Annotated in this window: 23 protein-coding genes; 16 read left to right on the forward strand and 7 right to left on the reverse strand. The window is 37.1% G+C overall.

Features of this window, described 5'->3' with window-relative positions; genetic code table 11:
• Positions 1–148 precede the first annotated feature (148 nt).
• A complete protein-coding gene (locus tag EPA86_RS03320; RefSeq protein WP_140601861.1) occupies positions 149–2,488 on the forward strand; it encodes a S8 family serine peptidase in 2,340 nt (779 codons plus the stop codon).
• An 85-nt stretch (positions 2,489–2,573) separates the two neighbouring features.
• On the opposite strand, the gene EPA86_RS03325 is transcribed toward EPA86_RS03320, so the two are convergent.
• Positions 2,574–3,626 (reverse strand): aldo/keto reductase, encoded by a 1,053-nt coding sequence (locus tag EPA86_RS03325; RefSeq protein ID WP_140601863.1) that lies wholly within the window; start codon positions 3,624–3,626, stop codon positions 2,574–2,576.
• Between the two features lie 185 nt (positions 3,627–3,811).
• On the opposite strand from EPA86_RS03325, the gene EPA86_RS03330 reads away from it, so the two are divergent.
• The 10 genes from EPA86_RS03330 to EPA86_RS18185 all read left to right on the forward strand — a co-directional run bounded on the left by EPA86_RS03330 (position 3,812) and on the right by EPA86_RS18185 (position 11,352).
• Positions 3,812–4,195, forward strand: coding sequence for a hypothetical protein (locus EPA86_RS03330; RefSeq protein ID WP_140601865.1), 384 nt, complete (start codon positions 3,812–3,814; stop codon positions 4,193–4,195).
• Between the two features lie 300 nt (positions 4,196–4,495).
• The gene (locus EPA86_RS18180; protein ID WP_170309548.1) at positions 4,496–4,633 is read left to right on the forward strand and encodes a hypothetical protein; all 138 of its coding nucleotides are present in this window, start codon (positions 4,496–4,498) and stop codon (positions 4,631–4,633) included.
• 341 nt (positions 4,634–4,974) lie between these two features.
• Positions 4,975–5,547 (forward strand): elongation factor P-like protein EfpL, encoded by a 573-nt coding sequence (efpL, locus tag EPA86_RS03335; protein WP_140601867.1) that lies wholly within the window; start codon positions 4,975–4,977, stop codon positions 5,545–5,547.
• Positions 5,548–5,679: 132 nt separating this feature from the next.
• Entirely contained in the window at positions 5,680–6,597 is a 918-nt protein-coding gene (locus tag EPA86_RS03340) for a M14 family metallopeptidase (RefSeq protein ID WP_140601869.1), read from the forward strand.
• 273 nt (positions 6,598–6,870) lie between these two features.
• Positions 6,871–7,470, forward strand: coding sequence for an RNA polymerase sigma factor (locus EPA86_RS03345; protein ID WP_140601871.1), 600 nt, complete (start codon positions 6,871–6,873; stop codon positions 7,468–7,470).
• On the forward strand, positions 7,463–8,152 hold the full coding sequence (locus EPA86_RS03350) for a hypothetical protein (protein WP_140601873.1): 690 nt from the start codon (positions 7,463–7,465) through the stop codon (positions 8,150–8,152). The genes EPA86_RS03345 and EPA86_RS03350 overlap by 8 nt, the downstream gene beginning before the upstream one ends.
• 82 nt (positions 8,153–8,234) lie before the next feature.
• Complete coding sequence (locus EPA86_RS03355) at positions 8,235–9,239, forward strand: hypothetical protein (protein WP_140601875.1); 1,005 nt, start codon at positions 8,235–8,237, stop codon at positions 9,237–9,239.
• Positions 9,240–9,425: 186 nt separating this feature from the next.
• A complete protein-coding gene (zntR, locus tag EPA86_RS03360; RefSeq protein WP_140601877.1) occupies positions 9,426–9,842 on the forward strand; it encodes a Zn(2+)-responsive transcriptional regulator in 417 nt (138 codons plus the stop codon).
• Positions 9,826–11,058, forward strand: coding sequence for an SO_0444 family Cu/Zn efflux transporter (locus EPA86_RS03365; RefSeq protein WP_170309555.1), 1,233 nt, complete (start codon positions 9,826–9,828; stop codon positions 11,056–11,058). The genes zntR and EPA86_RS03365 overlap by 17 nt, the downstream gene beginning before the upstream one ends.
• Before the next feature lie 132 nt (positions 11,059–11,190).
• A complete protein-coding gene (locus EPA86_RS18185; RefSeq protein WP_170309556.1) occupies positions 11,191–11,352 on the forward strand; it encodes a hypothetical protein in 162 nt (53 codons plus the stop codon).
• Between the two features lie 127 nt (positions 11,353–11,479).
• Here EPA86_RS18185 and EPA86_RS03370 read toward each other — a convergent pair whose 3' ends face one another.
• The 4 genes from EPA86_RS03370 to nadE form a co-directional block, all read right to left on the reverse strand.
• A complete protein-coding gene (locus EPA86_RS03370; RefSeq protein ID WP_140601882.1) occupies positions 11,480–11,854 on the reverse strand; it encodes a hypothetical protein in 375 nt (124 codons plus the stop codon).
• 205 nt (positions 11,855–12,059) lie between these two features.
• Positions 12,060–12,644: a GspH/FimT family pseudopilin gene (locus tag EPA86_RS03375; protein ID WP_140601884.1), complete on the reverse strand. Its 585-nt coding sequence runs from the start codon at positions 12,642–12,644 to the stop codon at positions 12,060–12,062.
• A gap of 97 nt (positions 12,645–12,741) precedes the next feature.
• Positions 12,742–13,365, reverse strand: a complete 624-nt coding sequence (locus EPA86_RS03380) for a GspH/FimT family pseudopilin (protein WP_140601886.1) — start codon at positions 13,363–13,365, stop codon at positions 12,742–12,744.
• Positions 13,366–13,457: 92 nt separating this feature from the next.
• The gene (gene nadE, locus EPA86_RS03385) at positions 13,458–14,321 is read right to left on the reverse strand and encodes an ammonia-dependent NAD(+) synthetase (RefSeq protein ID WP_140601888.1); all 864 of its coding nucleotides are present in this window, start codon (positions 14,319–14,321) and stop codon (positions 13,458–13,460) included.
• Between the two features lie 134 nt (positions 14,322–14,455).
• On the opposite strand from nadE, the gene glnB reads away from it, so the two are divergent.
• Both glnB and EPA86_RS03395 read left to right on the forward strand, forming a co-directional pair.
• Positions 14,456–14,794, forward strand: coding sequence for a nitrogen regulatory protein P-II (gene glnB, locus EPA86_RS03390; RefSeq protein WP_140601890.1), 339 nt, complete (start codon positions 14,456–14,458; stop codon positions 14,792–14,794).
• 266 nt (positions 14,795–15,060) lie between these two features.
• Positions 15,061–16,065: a PEP-CTERM sorting domain-containing protein gene (locus EPA86_RS03395; protein ID WP_140601892.1), complete on the forward strand. Its 1,005-nt coding sequence runs from the start codon at positions 15,061–15,063 to the stop codon at positions 16,063–16,065.
• Positions 16,066–16,146: 81 nt separating this feature from the next.
• Here the strand turns inward: EPA86_RS03395 and EPA86_RS03400 are convergent, their stop codons facing one another.
• Positions 16,147–16,905, reverse strand: a complete 759-nt coding sequence (locus EPA86_RS03400; protein ID WP_140601894.1) for an outer membrane protein assembly factor BamD — start codon at positions 16,903–16,905, stop codon at positions 16,147–16,149.
• Between the two features lie 209 nt (positions 16,906–17,114).
• Here EPA86_RS03400 and rluD point away from each other — a divergent pair, with 209 nt between their 5' ends.
• The 3 genes from rluD to clpB all read left to right on the forward strand — a co-directional run bounded on the left by rluD (position 17,115) and on the right by clpB (position 21,544).
• Entirely contained in the window at positions 17,115–18,089 is a 975-nt protein-coding gene (gene rluD, locus EPA86_RS03405) for a 23S rRNA pseudouridine(1911/1915/1917) synthase RluD (RefSeq protein WP_140601896.1), read from the forward strand.
• Positions 18,090–18,117: 28 nt separating this feature from the next.
• Positions 18,118–18,894 carry a peptidoglycan editing factor PgeF gene (gene pgeF, locus EPA86_RS03410; RefSeq protein WP_140601898.1) on the forward strand — a complete coding sequence of 259 codons (777 nt, stop codon included), beginning with the start codon at positions 18,118–18,120 and terminating at the stop codon, positions 18,892–18,894.
• Between the two features lie 79 nt (positions 18,895–18,973).
• A complete protein-coding gene (gene clpB / locus EPA86_RS03415) occupies positions 18,974–21,544 on the forward strand; it encodes an ATP-dependent chaperone ClpB (RefSeq protein WP_140601900.1) in 2,571 nt (856 codons plus the stop codon).
• A gap of 87 nt (positions 21,545–21,631) precedes the next feature.
• Here clpB and EPA86_RS03420 read toward each other — a convergent pair whose 3' ends face one another.
• Positions 21,632–22,132, reverse strand: coding sequence for a DUF4124 domain-containing protein (locus tag EPA86_RS03420; protein WP_140601902.1), 501 nt, complete (start codon positions 22,130–22,132; stop codon positions 21,632–21,634).
• Positions 22,133–22,740: the final 608 nt, after the last annotated feature.

Here is a 22,740-nt window from a genome sequence, read left to right on the forward strand (position 1 = left end):
TTTTTCTTTAACTGTTGTTTGTATAAATTTTGCACTTGCTTTGAATGTTAATGAGGTGTTACATTTGTGTTGCGAATTGGTTTTGTAAGGGAGCCTTTACGCTACATAAAAGTACTAATAATTATAATTAAAGAAACGGGACAAATTTATGTCAAACAATAAAAATGATAAAAAGTCGGCTTATAAAATGGCGACAATGTTAACTACGACTAGTGTTCTTTCTTTGGCTGTATCTACAGCCCTACACGCAGCCCAACCTAAAGGCGTTCTTTTAACAGATAATGCCATAACTAAAGTTAACTCTTCTCAGTTAGCAAAGCGCTACATAGTAAAATATAAGCAACCATCAGCAGGTTCATTTGCAAATAGTGCAATGGGAGCTTCTAGTAAAGCGGCAGTTAAAAGTAAACTAATGAGTTTAGGTGCCAAAATTCATCAAGAGTTTCCTGAGTCAAACTTCATAACTGCTGAGCTTTCATTGAATGATGTTTTTGCATTATCAATGAGCAATGATGTTGAATATGTAGAAGAAGATTTACAACGTCGTTTTATGGCTCAAAGCGTACCGTATGGAATTAGCCAGGTACAAGCAGACTTAGTTGATGATAGCGTTGCTTCAGCAAGTGCTGGTGGTAAAAAGATATGTGTTATTGATTCAGGTTTAAATTTACCTCATGAAGATATGGGGGCTAAAGGTGGTACTATCACAGGTACTAACGATAGCGGTACAGGTAACTGGTTCGATCATGGTGGCCCACACGGTACACACGTTGCGGGTACTATTGCCGCTTTAAATAACGGTATTGGTGTTCGAGGCGTAATAGGTTCAGATCCTAGCATGCACATTATTAAAGTCTTTAATGAGTCGGGCTGGGGCTATTCATCAGAGTTAGTTGATGCAATTAATACCTGTGTTAGCAATGGCTCAGACGTTATTAACATGAGTCTTGGTGGAACAGGTTCAAGTACTACAGAGCGTAATGGTATAAAAGCTGCGTATGATGCTGGCGTATTACTTATCGCTGCTGCTGGTAACGATGGTGTTGTTTCTAGCACTACAGATGTTGAAAGCTATCCTGCATCATATGATTCTGTAATGTCGGTTGCTGCTATTGATAGCAGCAAAGCATTAGCTGATTTCTCTCAAAAGAATAGTCAAGTAGAAATATCAGGCCCAGGTGTTGATGTTTATTCAACTTACCCTGATGGTTTAGGCTCCGTTGTTGACGTTGCGGTTGGTGGCTCAGCTTACAGTGCTAATGCTATGGAAAACCAAGGCAGTGCAAGTGGTTCTTTATATAATTTTGGTACGGGTGAAGCGACTGATAGTGGCGCAGCTGGCAATGTTTGTTTAATTCAGCGTGGTAATATTTCATTCCATGATAAAGTGAAAGCCTGTCAAGATAGCGGTGGTGTTGGTGCAATTATTTATAATAATGCAGCAGGTAGCTTTGGGGGCACATTAGGTGATACTAATGCTACGTCTATTCCTAGTGTGACGGTATCTGATACTGACGGCGCGACAATGCTAAATAATGTTGGTTTGTCAGCAAGTATCAATATTGGCTCTGGAAACTATGGTAAAATGAGCGGTACATCAATGGCTTCTCCTCATGTTGCCGGTGTTGCAGCATTAGTTTGGAGTCATCATCCTAGCTGTAGCAATGTTGAGATCCGTAACGTGTTAAATGCCACGGCTGAAGATTTAGGTTCAGCAGGTCGTGATGTTAAGTTTGGTTACGGCTTAGCGCAAACTAAAGACGCTATTGATTATATTACAGCAAATGGTTGTGATGGAAATGGCTCTGGCGGCGGAACAGGTGGTGGCGGTGGTACTACACCGACTGACGGCGTTCTAGAAAATGGTGTTAGCGAAACTAACCTTGAAGCAGCAAAAGATGAGGAAACTCGCTTTACTTTTGACGTACCTGCTGGTGCAACTGACGTTAACTTTGCAATGAGTGGCGGTAGTGGTGATGCTGATTTGTATGTTAAGTTTGGATCAGCACCATCTGATTCAAGCTATGATTGTCGTCCATGGGCAAGTGGTAACAATGAATCGTGCACAGGCACTGAAACTGGTGGTACTTACCATGTAATGGTTAAAGCATACGATAGCTTCGCTGGCGTGAACTTGCTTGCTACTTATACACCTGCAAGTACGGGTGGTGGCACAAGCCAACCAGTAAATGAAACAGTCAATGATATCTCTGTTGGAAAGAGAAAATGGACTCGCTACACTTATGATTTAGCAGATGGCTTTGCTGACTTAACTATTGCAACTTCAGGTGGTAGTGGTGATGCGGATTTATATATCACACATGGTACTCAATCAACGCGTAGTGCATACGATTGTCGCTCTTGGGAAAATGGAAATACCGAGTCATGTACTTTTACTAACCCACAAGCAGGTGTTTGGTATATTGACATTTACGGTTATTCAACAGCGTCTGGTATCACTTTAAATCTACAAGCTACCCCTAAGTAGCATTTGTTCTAATAGTTTTAATAGAACAATAGTTAAAAGGACAACTTAGGTTGTCCTTTTTATTTTCTATAAATAATAAATGAGCTTAAAATGGTGAGGGGTATTGTTTAAGCCAATGTGCAATATCGTCGAGTATATTGTTTGATAATGGCTCGATAAATGCGTTCAGGTTCTCCTCTAGTTGTACTAGAGATGTGGCGCCAATAATGGTTGAAGTGACACCGTTAACTTGATCACACCACGCTAATGCGAGTTGGGCGGGGCTAACATTATGTTGCTTAGCAATTTCGACAAAAGCCTGAACGGCTTTATTCGAATTATTGGTATCTCTGAATAAGCCATGGCGCTGCATTAAGGTAAAACGTGTTCCTTCTGGCCTAGCACCGTTTAAATATTTACCTGTTAATAACCCCGTGGCTAATGGTGACCAAGGCAAATAGGCAATATCTTCATGTACACATTGCTCAATTAAATAAGGCCAATCTTTTGTATGGAGTAAACTAAATTCATTTTGAATGGATACCATACGCGGCAAGTTATGCTGTTCACTTAGCTTTAGGTATTGGCTTATTCCCCAAGGTGTATCATCAGACAAACCACAATATCGAATTTTTCCTGCACTAACACATTGAGCTAATCCTTGAAGTATATCTAACATTACCTCAGTTTGCTGTTCTGCGTTAACTTCGGTGAAACCCAATTCGTTAGACCAATGATTACCAAAGTGGGGCGTTTGTCGGTTTGGCCAGTGTAATTGGTATAAATCAATGTAATCGGTTTGTAGTCGCTTCAAGGAGCTTTCGACGGCTTTGATGACATTTTGTCCACTTAATTTTTCGCCATCTCTTATATAAGAAAAACCAGGCCCTGCAACTTTAGAGGCTAGAATAACTTCTTTACGTCGAGAAGGATTGGCCGCAAACCAATTGCCGATAATTTCTTCTGTTTTCCCGTAAGTTTCCTCACGTGGAGGAATAGCATACATCTCAGCGGTGTCTATAAAGTTTACACCGTGCATTTGAGCAAAATCTAACTGTTTGTTGGCATCTTCTTGATTGTTTTGTACACCCCAGGTCATAGTACCAAGACAAACTCTAGATACTTCTAGTGAACTACTTCCTAAACGAACATATTTCATTTGTTTCCTTTGGATAATCTAATGATGTTTAAAGTATCATAGCAGTTGTATGTTTTGGGCGATATACTAAGGATATGATTTTAAATAGCTCTCACTTTTTTCTAAGGTCTATGATATATTAGCGTTAACAATGGGTTAGCTCTGTACTCACTAGTTTAGTCGTTCATACATAAGGTAAAGCAGCTATGCGCTTACATGGTTCATTTAACATTATTATAGAGGGGAATGTCTTAACCTCTCACTTTTATGGTCCGTGGAATTTTGAACAAACCAAAACTTACCAACTTGAGGTTATGAAACGAGCAGAGCCCATTATTAATAAGCCATGGGTAAGAATTGTTGATTTGAGCCAATGGGAAGGTGGTGGTGAGGAAGTTGTTGCTCCTTTAGTACAATTACAAGAATGGGCGTTAGCTAATAACTGTCTTGAAATTGTCTTTGTTAACCCACCATTAGTTCCCAGCTTTATGTTAGAAAAATACGGTGATCCATATGGTGATTATAAAGTGGTAAAATCCGTAGAAGAGGCCAAAGACTGGCTTAATAGTCATGTTTTACCTAAGACATAAAATAGCTTTTATATTGAAATAATCATACTTTAGTTTCATCTGTCGTTATTCTTTCCTCCATAACAGTCATTTATATAATGCACCCTAATAACAACAAACACTAACACAATGTTATATGCCAACATTTTGAAGGTATAACTAGTCATAACTTATCTTATATATTTCGTTTCGTAATTAAATATTTACTAAATGAATGTTAAATATTTTGATTTAGAGGTTACAGGTGAAACTTCTTGTGTAATAATACAAGTGTGGTAACAATTATTGGAGGCTATTATGGCCCATGAGGAAAGACGCAATATGTCAAATAATACTGATGCTAAACTTGATAACCTAACCAATGAACAAAAAACTGCTGTTGAACAACTGGCAGATGCCAATCGTGAAATTGAAGAGTTAAAGCTTCAAATTGCTTGGCTCGAACGCTCATACGAGTAGTTCTGATAAATATTAGATTTGGGTAGTTACTCAATTTTTGCTAATAGTTATTGTTAATTTATTCTATTCCTAAAAAGCCGATTTGTTATTCAAATCGGCTTTTTTATTGCTATTTAATGTTGTATTTCTTGTTTTATGGTTGGAAAGTTTTTACTGCTGTGTTTATTTAATCTTTGTTAGATTTGTGAATAAGTATGTGTAAAAAGCTGTAATCAAAACTTTCATTTCTCATGGCTGTAAATAAAGCTCTTGCAATAGATGCTGTTCATGCTATTTTCAGGCAATAATTTTCTCAGTGTAAGATATATTTACGCACTTGTATTTTTAGAAGGAAATCTCACATGCCAAAGGCCAGTGAAATAAAGAAAAATGCCGCCATTGAACATAATGGCCAAGTACTTATCGTTAGAGATATTACACGCTCAGTGCCCCAAGGAAGAGCAGGGGGCAGCCTATATAGAATGCGTCTTTATGATGTGGTAACTGGTGGTAAAGTTGATGAAACATTTAAAGCGGAAGATATGCTTAATTTTGCCGATCTTAGCCGACGACCGTCAATGTTTTCCTATATTGATGGTGATGAGTATGTTTTCATGGATAACGAAGATTATACCCCGTATAACTTAAATAAAGACGCTATAAGCGAAGAAGTGCTTTTTATTAATGAAGAGACAGAGGGACTTTCTGTCATTATTGTCGATGATGCGCCTGTTGGCATTGATTTACCTGCCAGTGTTGAGCTGGTTATCACTGAAACAGACCCTTCAATTAAGGGAGCTTCTGCAAGTGCTCGAACTAAACCTGCTACATTGTCTACCGGTTTAATCGTGCAAGTACCAGAGCATATATCTACAGGTGATAAAATTAAAATAAATACTGCAGAGCAAAAGTTCATGGGAAGAGCAGACAAGTAAGCTATTACTTTTAGCTTTAATAAATATAAATGCCCGAAACTAATCGCTTCGGGTATTTTTGTTTAAGAGTTTTGATGATTAGTGCGTAGTTACTGAATTGTCAGATTAAAATAAAGAGACAGGATTTTGAAAATGAGTAAACCATACCCTATTGGAACTGCTGGACAGAAATGGAATGAGCATGATGTAAAAGCATGGTTCGCGTTGCAAAATATTAAACGCTCTTATCAAGATGAGGTATTAGAAAAATTACCAAAACTTACTTCTCATTTTGAACTTAAACAATACGGTGCATTACCTATAGATGAGCAGCGCTATCCGTTATATGTACTTTGCAGTAAAAATTGGCATCAAGATAAAGCAACAATATTAGTAACTGGTGGCGTTCATGGCTATGAAACCAGTGGAGTTCAAGGGGCTATTCGTTTTATGGAAGAAGAGGTTAAACATGATGAAGGGCTTTTTAGTCAATCATTTAACTTAATCGTAGCGCCTTGTGTCAGCCCTTGGGGGTATGAAACCATTAATCGTTGGAATCCAAATGCAATAGATCCTAACCGCTCATTTTATGCTGATAGCCCAGCTGAAGAGTCTGCTGCTTTAATGAAATTTGTCGCTAGTATTAGTGCAGAAATACGTTTGCACATTGATTTACACGAAACGACAGATACTGATAACAGTGAGTTTAGACCTGCTCTTGCCGCTAGAGATGCGACAAAGCATACAAACTGGAACATTCCTGATGGTTTTTATTTGGTTGGTGATTCGACTAAGCCTGAGCCAGAGTTCCAAAAAGCTATTATCGACGGGGTGGAAAAAGTAACTCATATTGCACCGGCAGATGACAACAATCAATTAATTGGCGTCGAGCTTGAGCAATTTGGTGTGATAAATTATGCTGCGCGAGAATTAGGTTTATGTATGGGGTTAACACAAGCGCCGTTTGTAACTACTACTGAAGTGTACCCAGATAGTCCATTAGTTGATGATGAAAACTGTATCTTAGCGCAAGTTGCTGCAATAGCATCTTCTCTGGATTATGTTAAATAGCATATTTTTCAAAACAAAAAAGCCACCGAGAGGTGGCTTTTTTGTTTGTTAACTAGTTGTTTAAATTAGATATTTAAAAATGTCATTCTAACTCTAAGTCAAAAATAAAAAATAAAAATAAAAAAAGTAAAAATTTTTCAAACTATTTTAGTTTGTCGCTCTACTTTATATACATAGCAGAAAGAAATAGAACCAAGTACGATTAAAAAGTAATTATCTACATAATCGATATTGTTAAGCAGGAAACTATGCAAAAAAAGAAAAGGGTAATGTGTGTTTGAACGCAGTGATGATGTCCTTATTGCACAAGCACTTAAGGGAAAAAAATCAGCTTGGGTTGCCTTAGTAAAGCGCTACGAAAAGGGTTTATACAACTATGCCTTGAGAATGGTGAATAACCAAGCCGATGCTATGGACTTGATGCAAGATACGTTTGTTGCTGTCTTTAAGAATCTGCAAACCTTCAGAGGTGATAGCCCATTTAAAGGTTGGTTGTTTAAAGTGGCTCACTATCGATGTTTAGAATTTTATCGACGTAAACGCCCGATGAGTTCCATTGATGATGTGCCTGAGCAAGAAGACGATGAGAGTTCATTGTGCCCAGAGCAAGAGCTATTTTCAAAACAGCAATCGAGTGAGTTAGTTAATGCTATGCAATCACTGCCGATTAAACAAAAGCTCGTTGTAGAGTTAAAGTTCTTCCAGCAGTGCACTTTTGAAGATATTGCTCAGCAGTTAGGTATCTCTACTAATACAGCTAAATCACAACTGTATAGTGGATTAGAGAAACTCAAAGTGAAATTAAACGAGCAAAATATCTCATTTGATCACTTTAGCAAAAATATTAATAAAGGGGAGGTAGGGCATGCCTGATAATCAAAAAATGAGCGTTGATGAGTTAGAGCAATTTGCCAATCAGCTTTCAGAAAGAGTAGATGATGAAGTTGAAAGCGAAGTGCCTCACTGGAATAGAGCTGCGGCTTTTGAGCAATGCTTTCATGAGCAGGAAGCTAAAGATAGTCTGTTTTCTTGGCGTTGGTGGCAAATGCCAACGATGTCTGCCGCTTTTTCACTAGCAATGGTTGCCTTGGTATTAAGTTGGAGTAACGCTTCACCGACTGATGCTGATTTAACGGCAATGATTCATCAACAGGTTAATGAGCAAGTAGAAAAACGATTAGCGGTGGAGGTTAATGCGCAAGTAGAGCAGCTGGTATCGTTAAGGCTTCGGGAGTACGCTGCCGAGCAACAGGTGGTTTTGGCTAATTACCGCGCTGATATTTATAAAAGTCAGCAGAGTAATAATCTTGAATTAGCGAGCTATATTTTGACTGCTTCAAGAGAAGAGCGCAAAGATGATATGACTGATTTTATAAGTTTTATCAATGCGCAGAGAAAGGATGAACAACTTGCTCAGAAAATAAAGTTTCAACAGCTTGAGCGAGAGATAGGGTTTCAAAAGGTAAATTTAAAAGCTACTGAACATGATGGATACCCGTTAAGTCCAAGTAGTAAAAATACAGAAAAACAGCAGCCATTAAATGAAGATATTTAATTAAATATATTGATATTTAATTGGCAGTGACTAAAAAATTATTAATCAAAGGCGCTTAGAAAAGCCATTGAAGGAGTATTGAATGAATTCAGTTTTTAAATATAACTCAATAAAAGTATCGAATAAAAAGCAAAAAGTGCTAGCGAGTTTTTGTGCTGGAGTGTTAGCAACAAGCTCGATGCTTTCGGCTTCAGTTCAAGCAGACGATCAAGATTATTCGCAGATTAATCGCCAATTGGAAGTGATGAACAATATTATTAAATCATCAGTTACGGTTGGGAAAGGAAGCCGTCAAGTGAATTTACGTTCAATTGAAAGCGTTTATTTACACGGACAAGGTGTGGTATTTACGATTGATTCAGGTATTAACCGCAGTTTTAACCGTCACAGCATGTCATTTGTTATGCCATCAGTGCCTGTTGCACCTATTGCTCCTGTGTCAGTCAGACCAAATGAAGTTATAGAAATTGATGATGACGCCATTATTCATGCAGAATCCCAAGCTCGTGAGCTAGAGTTTGTTGTTAGTCGTATGGAGTCGGAAGCGCAAGAATTTGAACGTGTTGTAGAGGTTATTGAAGAGCAACGTGAGCAAAGTCGTGAATTACGCCATGAGCAACGAGAAATTGCTTATGAACTTCGTGATAATGCAAGAGAAAGTAAAGACTATACGTATCAGTTGAAACATGCTGATAAGAAAGAGAAAAAGAAGTTAAATGAGAAGTTAGCTAAACTAGAGAAAGAAAAACTTGAGCTTAAAAAGAGCAAAGCAAAGCTTGATGAAAAAGTAAAAAAAATCAATAAACAGCAAAAACAGCAAAAAATTGCGCAAGCTCAAGAGAGAAAGGAGCACTATGAAATATTATCAAACAGCCTCGTTGATACTTTTTGTTTATATGGAAATGGCTTAAAGTCTGTTCCTAAAGATGAACATGTAAGCATAATCCTCAAGTCTGCTGGTGATAAATCCGGAAGACGTTACCAAGATAAAATATTTGTTTTCAATAAAAAAGACATCAATGCGTGTTCAAACGATAAGATAACCAGTAAAAAATTGTTAACAAAAGCAGAGCAATATCAATTTTAATCTCTTTGCAGCAAAAAGCTAAAAAAAGCCAGCTAATAAGCTGGTTTTTTTATGCATAGAGGAAAATTAAAAAGTAAAATAAACTATTGACCTTGGAGTGTACTCAAAGCTTTATGATAGAGTTATATAAAGTAGTAAGCATAATGAAGTTACTTATTATGCAACATTAGTAATCAGAGAGTGAACATGTATAAAATTGGTGAGTTAGCAAACATGCTATCGGTTTCTACAGATACATTACGCTATTATGAAAAGCATAACTTAATTAGCGCAACAACCCGTAGTGCTAACGGCTACAGACTATACAATGATGAAGTTTTGCAAATTATGCAGTTTATCATTAGGGCAAAAGGGGTTGGTTTTAGTCTTAATGAAATTAATGATCTACTTTCAATCAAAGTCGATAAAGCAAGCCATAGCTGCGCAGAAGTAAAGTCATTTACCGAAGATAAATTGCAACAAGTGAATCAGAAAATAGCTGAATTATCATGTTTTAAAGACTCTTTACAGTTACTTGTAAATGCTTGCTGTGGGGGAGATGAGGAAGCCACAAATTGTTCTATTTTATCTGCTTTGGAGAATGTTGATGCAACTAATCAGTAATTTTTGGCAACTCTTTGTTTTATCAGCTCCCTGGCTAATGTTAGGCTTACTCATTGCCGGTATTATTAATGTTTATTTACCTAAAGATTTTTTGAATAAGCACTTAGGCCATGATGGTTTATTTACCACCATTAAAGCTGCAATTATAGGTGCGCCTATGCCACTTTGCTCATGTGGTGTTATTCCTGCAGCATTGGGCTTACGAAGAGCAGGAGCTTCAAAAAGTGCTACAACAGCCTTTTTAGTTTCGACACCTGAAACCGGGGTGGATTCTATTTCAGTCTCTTATGTTTTATTGGGTCCTTTCATGGCTATTATTAGACCTATTGCTGCTATAAGTAGTGCCATTGTTGCTGGTGTTTTAGTCGGAAAAGATAAACAAGAAGCGATAGAAAATACCTCCCCATCAAATAATGCACCTGAGAATTCAGCATCTTGTTGTAGTACACAAAACACGACAAAAACTCCTACAGTACAAACAGAGCCAGTAAAAGCATGCTCCGCGAAAGAAAAGAAAGTAGCAGAAGTAACGTCTTCTTGTTGCTCTAAAGAATCAAATGATTTGGTTAACAGTGTTTTAACTAACGAAGAGAGTTCAAGCTGCTGTGCGAATAAACAAGTCGCGCAAAAGCAATCATCATGTTGCAGCAGCAAAGCTGATGAAAAACTTTCAATGTGGTCTCGCTTACAAGAAGCTGTTGCTTTTAGCTGTACCAAGTTATTAAGTGATACTGCGAAATGGTTGTTAATTGGGCTTGTCTTCGCTGCTATAGTACAGACTTATATTCCTGTGAGCTTTTTTAGTCAATGGGGCAGTGGTATTTTGGCTATGGTTGTGGTGATTTTAATATCTATACCGATGTATGTTTGTGCCACAGCATCAACCCCCATTGCCGCAGGACTTTTACTATCAGGTGTCTCACCAGGTGCTGTATTAGTCTTTATGTTGGCGGGGCCTGCAACAAATATTGCAACTCTCGGGGTGGTAGGTAGTGAACTTGGAAAAAGAGCTGTTGCATCTTATTTAACAGGTGTAATAGGTGTGGCTGTTTTATTTGGTTTTCTAACTGATTTACTAGTGGAGCAATACAACTTCACTGTAGCACCTATGTTAGGAGAGCATCATGAGGTATTGCCCCATTGGTTATCACAAGGTTCAGCTTTTTTATTGGTCTTACTCTTGATACGTATAGTGCTCATTAAACTTAAAAAATAATGTAGTTTTCCTTTAAGTCGCTTGTGAGTGAATAGCAAATGTTGTTACATAATTAACTCATTCTTAACTTGCAAGTATAGTAATTTCTATTAATATTGTGCGCTAGGTAAAAACTATTACAAGGATGTAAAGATGACAAAGGATCAGCATACGCGTTTAGCGCATTTAACTTCATTATTAATGGAACGTTGCATTAGTGAAACGGAGTTCATCGAGTATCAATCATTGAGTGAAATGTTATTGCTTGAAATGAATCATATTCCGAAAAAGGATAATGATGATAATCGATATTGATTCGAACTCTATATGTTAGTACATAAAAAAGTTCACTAATTCACCACTAATAGTTTAAATACAACTTCGAATGTCAGTGGACTTGAACTTGAACTTGAACTTGAACTTGCATTTTAGCTGTTGCTAATTACTTCACTTGCCAATGCACTAATTTTTTATTGATAAAGTAAAAAGCGATTTTTTGCTCGTATTCAATAGGAGATATTGATGATTGCCTAAGAGAGACCTTATCATTATCCAAATTTGTTTTTGGGAGATACGCTTGCTTATGGCTAAATTCATAGACGGTATTTTTCATAGAGTCTGATGCAAGATATAGGGAAGGGAACTTTTCTTTAATTTCTTTTATATAGTCGCCCACTTGTACGGTTGACAATTCTTTTTTAAATAATTGCTTTATTTTCGGTAACTCTGTTTTTGGATCAGAGATAATAGGAAGTTGCTTAGTACTAGAGCAAGCACAAAGTAATAATAAAAAAGCTGCAATAATTAAATTTTTCATGATGGGCCCATATTCTTAAGGTCTAAGTCATTATATAAGAATGGCTATTTTGACAGAGGTTTGTGCTTTATCTTTTGATAAAGCACAATGAAAGACCATACAGAGGGAGGCGCATTGTTGCTAATAATGTAATTAGCTGATCTTCGGTGCTAAAGCCGTGTGAAAGGCGATGCAGCTTTATTAACTTTGAAGTATTAACAGATAGTTAACTACAATCGATATTGGCACCTGTTCTGTCTTGATGTCTGCCATCACCGTTAATATCTTCACTTAAGTAACTTCTGCCTGAAATTGTAATGGTTACACCGCGCGAGAGTTTGACTTTTCCTTTAGGGCAATAACTAAAGGTCGCAATATTATTGTTATTTGATAAGCCCGTTGCACTGTAGGTAATGTTGTTGTCTGCAAAGACAAGGTTATCGCCAGAGCTAATTGCCTCTTTTTGCTTTATTACTGTGCCATCAGCTGCAATAACACCGATATTGCCTAACCAATTGTTCGCGCCTGTACATGCATTGGCATTCATTGGGCAAACCGTTACGTTTTGTTCGGTATTGATGGCCATATTTCGTGCGGTCATGAGCAATCGCTGCATTTCAGAAACTTCATTACCAACTCGCATTTTAACGATAAATTCACCCAAGTTAGGTAGAGCTATGGTAGTAATAATACCCGCGATAACAAGAGTTACCATAAACTCAATAAGGGTAAAACCAACAGTTTTCTTTTTTGCGGCACGAGAAAGGGAGGGAGTTACTGTGGTTAAATTTTTTAATTTGTCTGCTTGCATAGAAAGCTGCCTTGCTCGGTACTACTTATTAATATATCTTTATAGCACTTTCGCTTTATTCTTTCTAGTAGCTTAAAAAAACCTTAATGGTAATTGGTTATTCACAACTAAGTGCTTTATTATTTCTGGTTTCATCAATCATATCGTTGTTAATATCAGATGTGCTATAAAAACGCCCTGAACGCGCAACAACAATACCTCTAGACAATGTTGTAGGAAAATCTTTTGGGCAATAGCGAAAAGTCCCATTGCTTAAACCTGATAAATGGCCAGTTGGTTTATAAATCACTTTAGTTCGCCCTTTGCCATAAACTAATTTATCACCTAAGGTTATTGCTTCTTTCGTCGCTACTATTCTCTCGTTATCACTTTTATCAAATCGTTTATTGTTATTTAAATCGATAAAAACACTTATTTCTGCCTGCCAGTCAGTAGAGCAATCACCGCTGTTTGTAAGAGGGCACATAATGACATTATTATCGGTATTTATGGCATAGTTTCTAGTGGTTAATAGACTTCTTTGAAGCATAGATATTTCATTATTAACCCGCAGTTTAACTAAAAACTCATTTAAACTAGGCAATGCTACCGTAGTTAATATAGAAGCAATAGAAACAGAAGTTATTAATTCGAGTAAAGTAACCCCGAAATTAGCTTTTATTAAGCTACCTTTATTTAAGTGGTTTTGAGAAAGTTTTTTAGTGCGAGCAAGTCTAAGCATATAAAATCCATTTTATACAATATAACGTTCCTAAGTTAAGTTATAGTCAATAAAATGGATTATGCCAAGTCTGTTTATTTTACTTGTAAGTGCTAGTTATCATAGATAGTTGGGATCGCTTTTCTTTTATGCTGGGTCTTTAAATAAATACTGATAATATGCTGCTTAATATGATCTTCTACGACTTTACCTTCAAGAAAGTCATCAAGTTGATCATAGCTAATCCCTAGAGCATCTTCATCTGTTTTTCCAGGCTCTAAATCTTCTAAATCTGCTGTAGGGGCTTTAGTGACTAAAATGCTTGGTGCACCTAAATAGCTTGCTAGCTCTCGGACTTGTCTTTTTGATAGACCAAATAAAGGGGCTAAATCACACGCACCATCACCCCACTTAGTAAAAAATCCGGTAATATTTTCTGCGCTATGATCGGTACCAATAACTAATGCGCCTAGAATACCAGCAATATGGTATTGGCTAACCATACGTATTCTTGCTTTAACGTTACCTTTTGAGAAATCAATTTGACTTTCATTGGCTGTTAAAAGCCCTTCACTATCTAGAGCTTGTAAAACTTCAGCATGTACTCCGTCACTACCAGCTAATACATTAGTTGTTACCACTTTGCTTGGCTTGATGAAGCTTATAGCCTGTTGCGCATCGTCTTCATCTGCTTGAACACTGTATGGTAATCTCACAGCAATGAATTTATAAGGCTCGTTATTTTCCTGTTCACTCTCTGCATTCAGTTCATCTATTGCTAACTGAGCTAAACGGCCACAAGTTGATGAATCGACACCGCCACTAATGCCCAAGACCAAATTTTTGAGTCCAGACTTTTTCAACTGTGATTTGATAAAGTCGACTCGTCTTTTAATTTCAAAGTTAACATCAATTTTATTAAGTACTTTCATTTCTTTGATGATGCTGTGTTCATCAATTGTGCATGCTGAGGTCATGTCTATTCCCAAAAGAGGATTAATAATAAGTCTTAGGTAGTTTACCAAAAATTATTATAAAATTGGATATTGCTAAAATACTTTAAACACGCTGTAATAATAGTAATTAACTAGCCACGAAAAGATAATTTAACATGAAAAAAATCGAAGCAATTATTAAGCCCTTCAAAATGGATGATGTTAGAGAAGCATTAGGTGAGATCGGCGTTACAGGCATGACCGTTTCTGAAGTCAAAGGATTTGGGCGACAAAAGGGGCACACTGAGTTATATCGAGGTGCTGAATACATGGTGGATTTTTTACCCAAAGTTAAATTAGAAATTGTTATTGCTACTGAAGATGTAGAGCGTTGCGTAGAAACTATTTTAGAAACCGCGCAAACGGGTAAAATAGGTGATGGCAAAATATTTATTACCGATGTAGAACGTATTATTCGAATTCGTACTGGTGAAGAGAACCAAGACGCTATTTAAAATTCCTTTTTAACCTCATTTCTTTTAGTGAAAAGCTGATCTTGTGTCAGCTTTTTTTACATTATTGGCCGGCTTGATTTTTGAACGATTGTCAACTTTGTGATTATGTTAACAAAATTGGCTTTGGTGCAATTTATGCATTTATTTTATGTATTAATACAAACTAGCAAACTCTATTTTAGGGTCCGAAACAATTTTTAAGGCTTTATTGCTAACTAAAAGTGGCGTGATTTATTGCTTTTCTTATTGAGTTTTATCGAGGGATTATGATGAGATTTTTATTAAGTATATGTATTACGGTGTTAATGCTCTTTAGCCCATCAGTAACGGCAACAACATTATGTGCAGGTGATGAAGCATTTTCAGATGTGACTTTAACTACAATGCAGCTGGCTTCAGGCGGACCAACACTTGATCTGTCAGCTATTCCACCTCCTAATTCATCATACGGTAGTAATGGAAGGGAGGCGACATCCTGTGAAGGTTTTTTTAGTGGAAATGATCAACCCTTACCTAGTGTTAACATTGGCCAATACCAGGATGGTTTACTAAATGGTCAACCTCAGAAAAAGGGTAATTCAGATGGAGCATTAAATCCTATCAATACTGTTTTTGATCCTCAGCATGATGGTGGAAGTAATTTAGCTTTTATTGAGTTGTCTGATTTACAAGACATCAGTGGTGTCGGTGGAATTGAAAGTGATGGGGTAAACGATCCAGGCTGGGTTTACCTTGGTAAGGATGATGGTGGCTTAGGTGGTTTTGATTATGCTACAGCCGGTATGGGCCTTAAAAATGAAGAAGGAGAAGACATCAGTATTGATATTGCCACAATCCTAAATGTTCAATTTAGCTGTGCTGATAATACTTCTATCAATGGGGATAATTGTTCCATGGGGACTTGGTCCATTATGCCAGATGTTGATATTGTCGAAAAATTATTTCCTCTTTTTGGCAACGGTTTTTTTGATCATTTAGCCTTTATTTTTAAAGCAGGCCCTGAGTTTGTCGTTTATGACTTTAACTTTAATATCATTAAAAATGAACTAGGCGGAGGTATTGATTTAACAGTTCCATATAATTTGTCAGGTAGCTTCGATATGAAAGATACCTTTGGCAAAACAGCAATATCTCATATTTCCGTTTGGGCGAGAGACCCTAGTTTGTTTACTGTTGTTACTGTTGTACCTGAACCAAATACTTATTGGTTGATTATGCTAGGTGGTGTGTTAGTTTATTTTCGTTGTCGCCAGAAACACTCTTTATTATAAATAGAGTTTTTAAAAGTTAACCATTAAAAAACGCGAAGTTATTAGCTTCGCGTTTTTTGTTTTAAAAGCTAACAACTATTATTAGTTAACTAGTTTGTTGCTTGGATAGTTTGCTGCTAACACTTGCAGTGCATTCTTCTTCATATCGTCTAATTCAAGTTTTTCATAGCACTCTATCATTAATTCTAATGCTTGCTCTACTTCAACACTTGGCGAAAAGTATTCAACAACATATCGAGCTCGATTAGCAGCAGAGGCATAAGCATCACGTTTTAAGTAAAATTTAGCTACTGCAAGCTCATATTGGGCTAATCGTGATTTAACTTCAATCATTCTCATGCGAGCATCGGCAGCATATTTGCTATTTGGAAACTCAGTTACAATGCGTTTAAAGTCATCAAAAGCGCTACGAGAAGCACTTGGATCGCGATCTGATCTATCAATGCCTGCTAAATCTTGAAATAAATTATCTTCCGTTGATAAATTAATTAAGGCGCGCATGTAATACACATAATCAACATTCGAGTTGTTCGGGTTTAACCTAAGAAATCTATCAGCCAATGCGATACCTTGCGCACTATCACCGCTTTTATAATACGCGTAGATTAAATCTAACTGTACTTGGTGAGAAATTGGACCAAATGGAAATCGTGAGTCGATAGCACTTAAAATTTGAATTGCTTTTTGATATAAACCGCTATCTAAAGCAGAACGTGCATCAACAAACAAAGCTTGGGCTGATTTGTCAGGTACAACTTCTTCTTCTTTTTCTATTGAAGAACAGGCTGTTAAAGACAAAATGAGAAGGGTTAATATAATTTTTATAGTCAATTTTTCCATGAACTTTGTTATCACTACTTTGTTATTCGTTAAAATTAATATCAAACCCAAACAGAAAAGGGTAAAATATAGCAATGCATTCTAACCTAGCATTCCAGCCTTGCACAGTGCAAATGACAATTTGATTGTCGATAGACCATCTTTGCAATGAAGTATGGGGTTATATAAGGGTTAATCTAATCAATTAATGGTAAGTTAAAGAGAATTTAATGTCTGAAATTATTCAACATAAAGATAGTGTTCCTGAGTCGTGTTTAGGTAAGCGGTTAGACCAAACTCTTGCGCAAATGTTCCCCGATTATTCACGTTCTAGGCTAAAAGATTGGATACTCGCTGGTTGTGTCACCGTTAATGGCGAAGTATTAGATCGCCCAAGAGAGAAGATGTATGGTGGCGAAATCATTACAATTGATGCTCAGGTTGAGGCTGAAATACGTTTTGAAGCACAAGATATTCCTTTAAATATTGTTTATGAAGATGATGACATTTTAGTAATCAATAAGCCTGCGGGTCTTGTTGTACATCCTGGTGCCGGTAATCCAGACGGTACTGTACTGAACGCATTATTACATCATTGTCCTGAATTAGAAGTAGTACCTCGAGCAGGTATAGTGCATCGTTTAGATAAAGATACTACAGGCTTAATGGTTGTTGCTAAAACGATTGCGGCGCAAACTAATTTGGTTGAAGCTCTACAGTTAAGAGAAATAACCCGTGAATATGAAGCGGTAGCAAATGGTATTATGACAGCAGGTGGTGTTGTTGATGAACCAATTGGGCGACATGCAACAAAACGAACACATATGGCGGTTACATTCTCTGGTAGACCGTCAGTGACTCATTATAGAGTAATGGAGAAGTATCGGTTACATACACGTTTAAGGTTGCGCTTAGAAACCGGGCGAACTCACCAAATACGTGTTCATATGTCTCACATTTCTCACCCTCTTGTTGGTGATCCTGTTTATGGCGGTAGACCTCGTCCTCCTAAAAATGCAACCCCGGAATTGCTTGACGTATTAAGGGGCTTTAAAAGACAAGCTCTCCACGCAGCGATGTTATCATTATTTCATCCGATAACGGGCGAACAAATGACTTGGCATGCTGAGCTACCAGAAGATTTTGTTGAATTAGTTAGTGTGCTACAACAAGATAATAAAAAGAATGCAGCAGAGGAATATTAATGCGTAAGGATTGTTTTTAGATACAAATATGACAATGAATGGGATTCATTTTATTAATTGGCCAGAACAAAATGTTCTGGCTGCACAAACATCACGCATTCATCCTTTGCTTGATATTACTTGTAATAGTGATGCTTTAACTGACTTTCAATCATTTAATCTTGGCCTACATGTAAATGACGATAGGCAGCTTGTTTTAAAGAATAGAAACACTTTAACTGAGATCCTTGCCCAACAAACTGTAAACCCAAACTTGTCTATTCAATGGTTGAATCAAGTTCATAAAACTGATGTGGTCACAATTGACCATGTTTCTAATGACGTGATATCCGCAGATGCTTGCATCACTCGAAACAAAGATATCGCGTTAGCTATTATGACTGCTGATTGCTTGCCAATCTTACTTAGTTGTAAACAAGGCAATGAAATTGCTGCAATTCATGGTGGTTGGCGTCCTCTTGCTGGAAATATTATTGATAATACATTAAGGCAAATGCAGGCGTGTAATTCTGAGGTTATTGCTTGGTTAGGACCTTGTATTGGTAAGAAGGCCTTTGAAGTGGGCGTTGATGTATATTCTGCATTCATTACTCAATCAACAAATTTTCACTGTGCTTTTAAACCACTTTCTGATGAAAAGTACTTAGCTGATCTACACAAGATTGCCAAGATTCAGTTACGCCAACTTGGCGTTACGCATATTATGCAACTGCCAGAATGTACTTATTCATTATCAAACAAATACTATTCATACCGAAGAGAATCGGTAACTGGAAGAATGGCAACTCTTATTTCTAGAAAATAACCTCATTAATTTTATTAATAAAACACATTGAAAAAATTTCTTTTAGCCATATAACATTACTATAGCTAGGAGAAATATTATGCGTTTAGATCGTTTTACCCAATCTTTTCAAGAGTCTATTGCAGACGCACAATCGTTAGCCTTAGGCAAAGATCATCAATTCATTGAGCCGTTACATTTGATGATGGCATTACTAAATCAAAATGGAAACTCTATATTACCTTTGCTTAAGAGCGCAGGAATTGATATTCGCTCACTGAGAACTCAGTTAGAAGAAGCGCTTAATGGTCTTGCTCAAGTACAAGGTTCTGGCGGCGATGTGCAGTTATCTGCTGCCTCAGGTCGTATTTTTAATTTATGTGATAAACATGCCCAAAAAATGGGTGATAAATTCATTTCATCTGAAATATTTTTGTTAGCCGCAATTGAAGATAAAGGGGCGCTTGGCAAAATTTTAGCGTCGTTAGGTGCGACAGAGCAAAGGTTAAAATCAGCAATTGATCACATACGAGGTGGCCAAAAAGTTGAAGAACAAAACGCTGAAGATGTGCGTCAAGCATTGCAAAAATACACCGTTGACCTTACTGAAAGAGCAGAACAAGGCAAACTAGACCCAGTCATTGGTCGAGATGATGAAATTCGACGTACTTTACAAGTTTTACAGCGTAGAACTAAAAATAACCCCGTGTTAATCGGTCAGCCTGGTGTTGGGAAAACGGCAATCGTTGAAGGGTTGGCTCAACGTATTGTTGATCATGAGGTACCAGAAGGTTTAAAAAATAAACGAGTGTTATCTTTAGATATGGGGGCACTTGTGGCAGGTGCAAAATATCGAGGAGAATTTGAGGAAAGACTCAAGGCGGTATTGAATGAACTAGCCCATGAAGAAGGTCAAGTCATCTTATTTATAGATGAACTTCATACTATGGTTGGTGCAGGTAAAACCGATGGGGCAATGGATGCAGGCAATATGCTAAAACCGGCACTTGCTCGCGGAGATCTACACTGTGTTGGGGCAACCACATTAGATGAGTACCGTCAATATATTGAGAAAGATGCTGCATTAGAGCGTCGCTTTCAGAAAGTACTCGTCGATGAACCAAGCGTAGAAGATACTATTGCAATTTTACGTGGGTTAAAAGAGCGTTACGAATTACATCACTCAGTAAATATAACCGACCCAGCAATTGTTGCAGCAGCATCCCTTTCTCATCGTTATATAAGTGATAGACAACTTCCAGATAAAGCAATTGATTTAATTGATGAAGCTGCTTCAAGTATTCGTTTACAAATGGACTCTAAACCTGAAGATTTAGATCGATTAGAGCGTAAATTAATACAATTAAAACTTGAACAGAAAGCACTCGAGAAAGACTCTGATGATGCCTCAATAAAACGTTTAAGTTTAATCTCAGAACAAATAGCTTCAAACCAGCAAAAATATGATGAACTTGATGAAATATGGACTACAGAAAAGGCAGCTTTATATGGTACACAAGCAATTAAAGAAGAGTTAGAACAAGCAAGGATTGAGCTTGAATCAGCAAGGCGAACTGGTGATTTAAATCGCATGTCGGAATTACAGTATGGAAAATTACCCGAGCTTGAAAAGCAACTTGACCTTGCAAGTCAAGCTGAAATGCAAGAAATGAGTCTATTAGCGAATAAAGTTACCGATATTGAAATTGCCGACGTGCTAAGTAGAGCAACAGGCATCCCTGTTGCTAAAATGCTCGAGCAAGAAAGAGATAAGTTACTCCATATGGAGCAAGAACTTCATAAGCGAGTTATCGGGCAAAGCGAAGCGGTGGGCTCAGTATCAAATGCCATACGCCGATCTCGAGCGGGGCTATCTGATCCAAATCAGCCCATAGGTTCATTTTTATTTCTTGGACCAACAGGTGTCGGTAAAACAGAGTTAACGAAAGCGCTTGCTTACTTTTTATTTGATAGCGAAGATTCCTTAATTCGTGTAGATATGTCTGAGTTTATGGAGAAGCACTCAGTTGCTAGGCTAGTTGGAGCACCTCCAGGCTATGTTGGTTATGAAGAAGGTGGTTACTTAACAGAAGCCGTGAGACGTAAGCCGTATTCCGTTATTTTACTTGATGAAGTGGAGAAGGCTCATCCCGACGTTTTCAATATTTTATTGCAAGTTTTAGATGATGGTCGACTAACTGATGGACAAGGCCGCACCGTAGACTTTAAAAACACTGTTATTATTATGACATCAAATATTGGCTCCGATATTATTCAAGGGTTTGGTAGTGATAGCCAATATGAGCAAATGAAAGCAAGTGTGATGAATGAGCTAGGTCATCACTTTAAACCTGAGTTTATAAATAGGGTTGATGAGTCCGTTGTTTTTCATCCGCTAGTTAGTGAGCAAATAGAGAAAATTGCCGATATTCAACTACAATCACTTGCAAATAGATTGGCTGAACAAGAACTAACACTGGTTATCGCACCTGAGGCGTTAAGAAAAATAGCAGAAGCTGGTTTTGATCCTATTTTTGGCGCACGGCCACTTAAGCGGGCCATACAACAGGAAGTTGAAAACCCATTAGCACAGAAACTACTAGCAAATGAATTTACAAAAGGCTCAATAATTAAGCTCCAGCTAGAAGGAGAAGTGCTTAGTTTTAGATAGTATTCTGTATAAAATAAAAAAGCCTGATTTAATACAAATTAATCAGGCTCTTTTTTCTATGATGGAATGTTTATTATGCTAGTAAACTTAATCAATACAATATAGATCTACATGCTTTTTACTGAGTTCGAGTTTTTCATCTTTTTCTTCTTTAGTCAGAGCTCGATTTGTAGATTTACCATCTTCTGATGTTTCACTAACCAGTACATCTTCAAAAGAACTAAGCATCTTAATATTAAGTTTTGCTGCTTTACAATTTTTTTCAAACAACTCTTTATTAGCTTCATCTCTTTTTTGTTCTGATTGCGCTAGATCTTGTTCAGCTTGTGCTGCTTGTTCAGCATCTTTTTTTAATTTTCTCTCTTCTTTAGAGAGCGCCTTAAAAGAAGATACAGTGCTCAATTCTGTATACTCGTCAGTTTTCGGTAGGTTTTGACTAAAGTGTACCACGTTGTTTTTATCTACCCATCGATATATAGCTATTTCTTTAGCATTAATAGTCGTGATAGGCAACAAAAAGCAAGAAAGTGCAAGAGCTAAGGAAGCTTGCTTCAGCGAATGAGGTATATCTTTTATGGAGATGTTCATAGTGTTCCCTTGTTTGTATGCTCTTTCTATTAGTAGTGGCATTTTATTATTATAAGAAGACTGCGGCAGTAATACCAATTCATTAAAGCTATCAAATATTTTTGATAATAACAATTCGTAATTAAAAAGCATTTTTATAAGCAAAACTAAAGTATTTATAAGGATTATTGATGAAAGAGTAGAGTAATTGCAGTGCTTTCACCTACTTTTGCTGGCTTTTTGAACAAACAGTTCTTTTTGTGAAAATAATGGTTGACCTTAAACTAAAAGTCTCTAGAATGCGCATCCACTTCCACGGGGCAACTCAGGAAGGTTTGTATAGGAAATACATAGTAGGCCGTATCAAGAAGATGAAAGGTCTGTTTTGACAAGTTAAGTGATTTGATTAAGGAACATTTAACCCAGTTAACGTTAAAAAGTGAATTGAAAAATAAATCACTTTTTTATAAAATAAACGTTGACATCGAAACTGGGAAGCGTACAATGCGCATCCGCTTCGGGGCAAAGCTTACGAAGTTCACTGATTAACGAATGCGATTAATCAGCGTTCCATACGGAACAAATTCTTTAACAATTAGTTATCATGCAATTTGTGTGGGCACTCACTC

Source organism: Litorilituus lipolyticus (assembly GCF_006439335.1).
Lineage (GTDB): Bacteria > Pseudomonadota > Gammaproteobacteria > Enterobacterales > Alteromonadaceae > Colwellia > Colwellia lipolytica.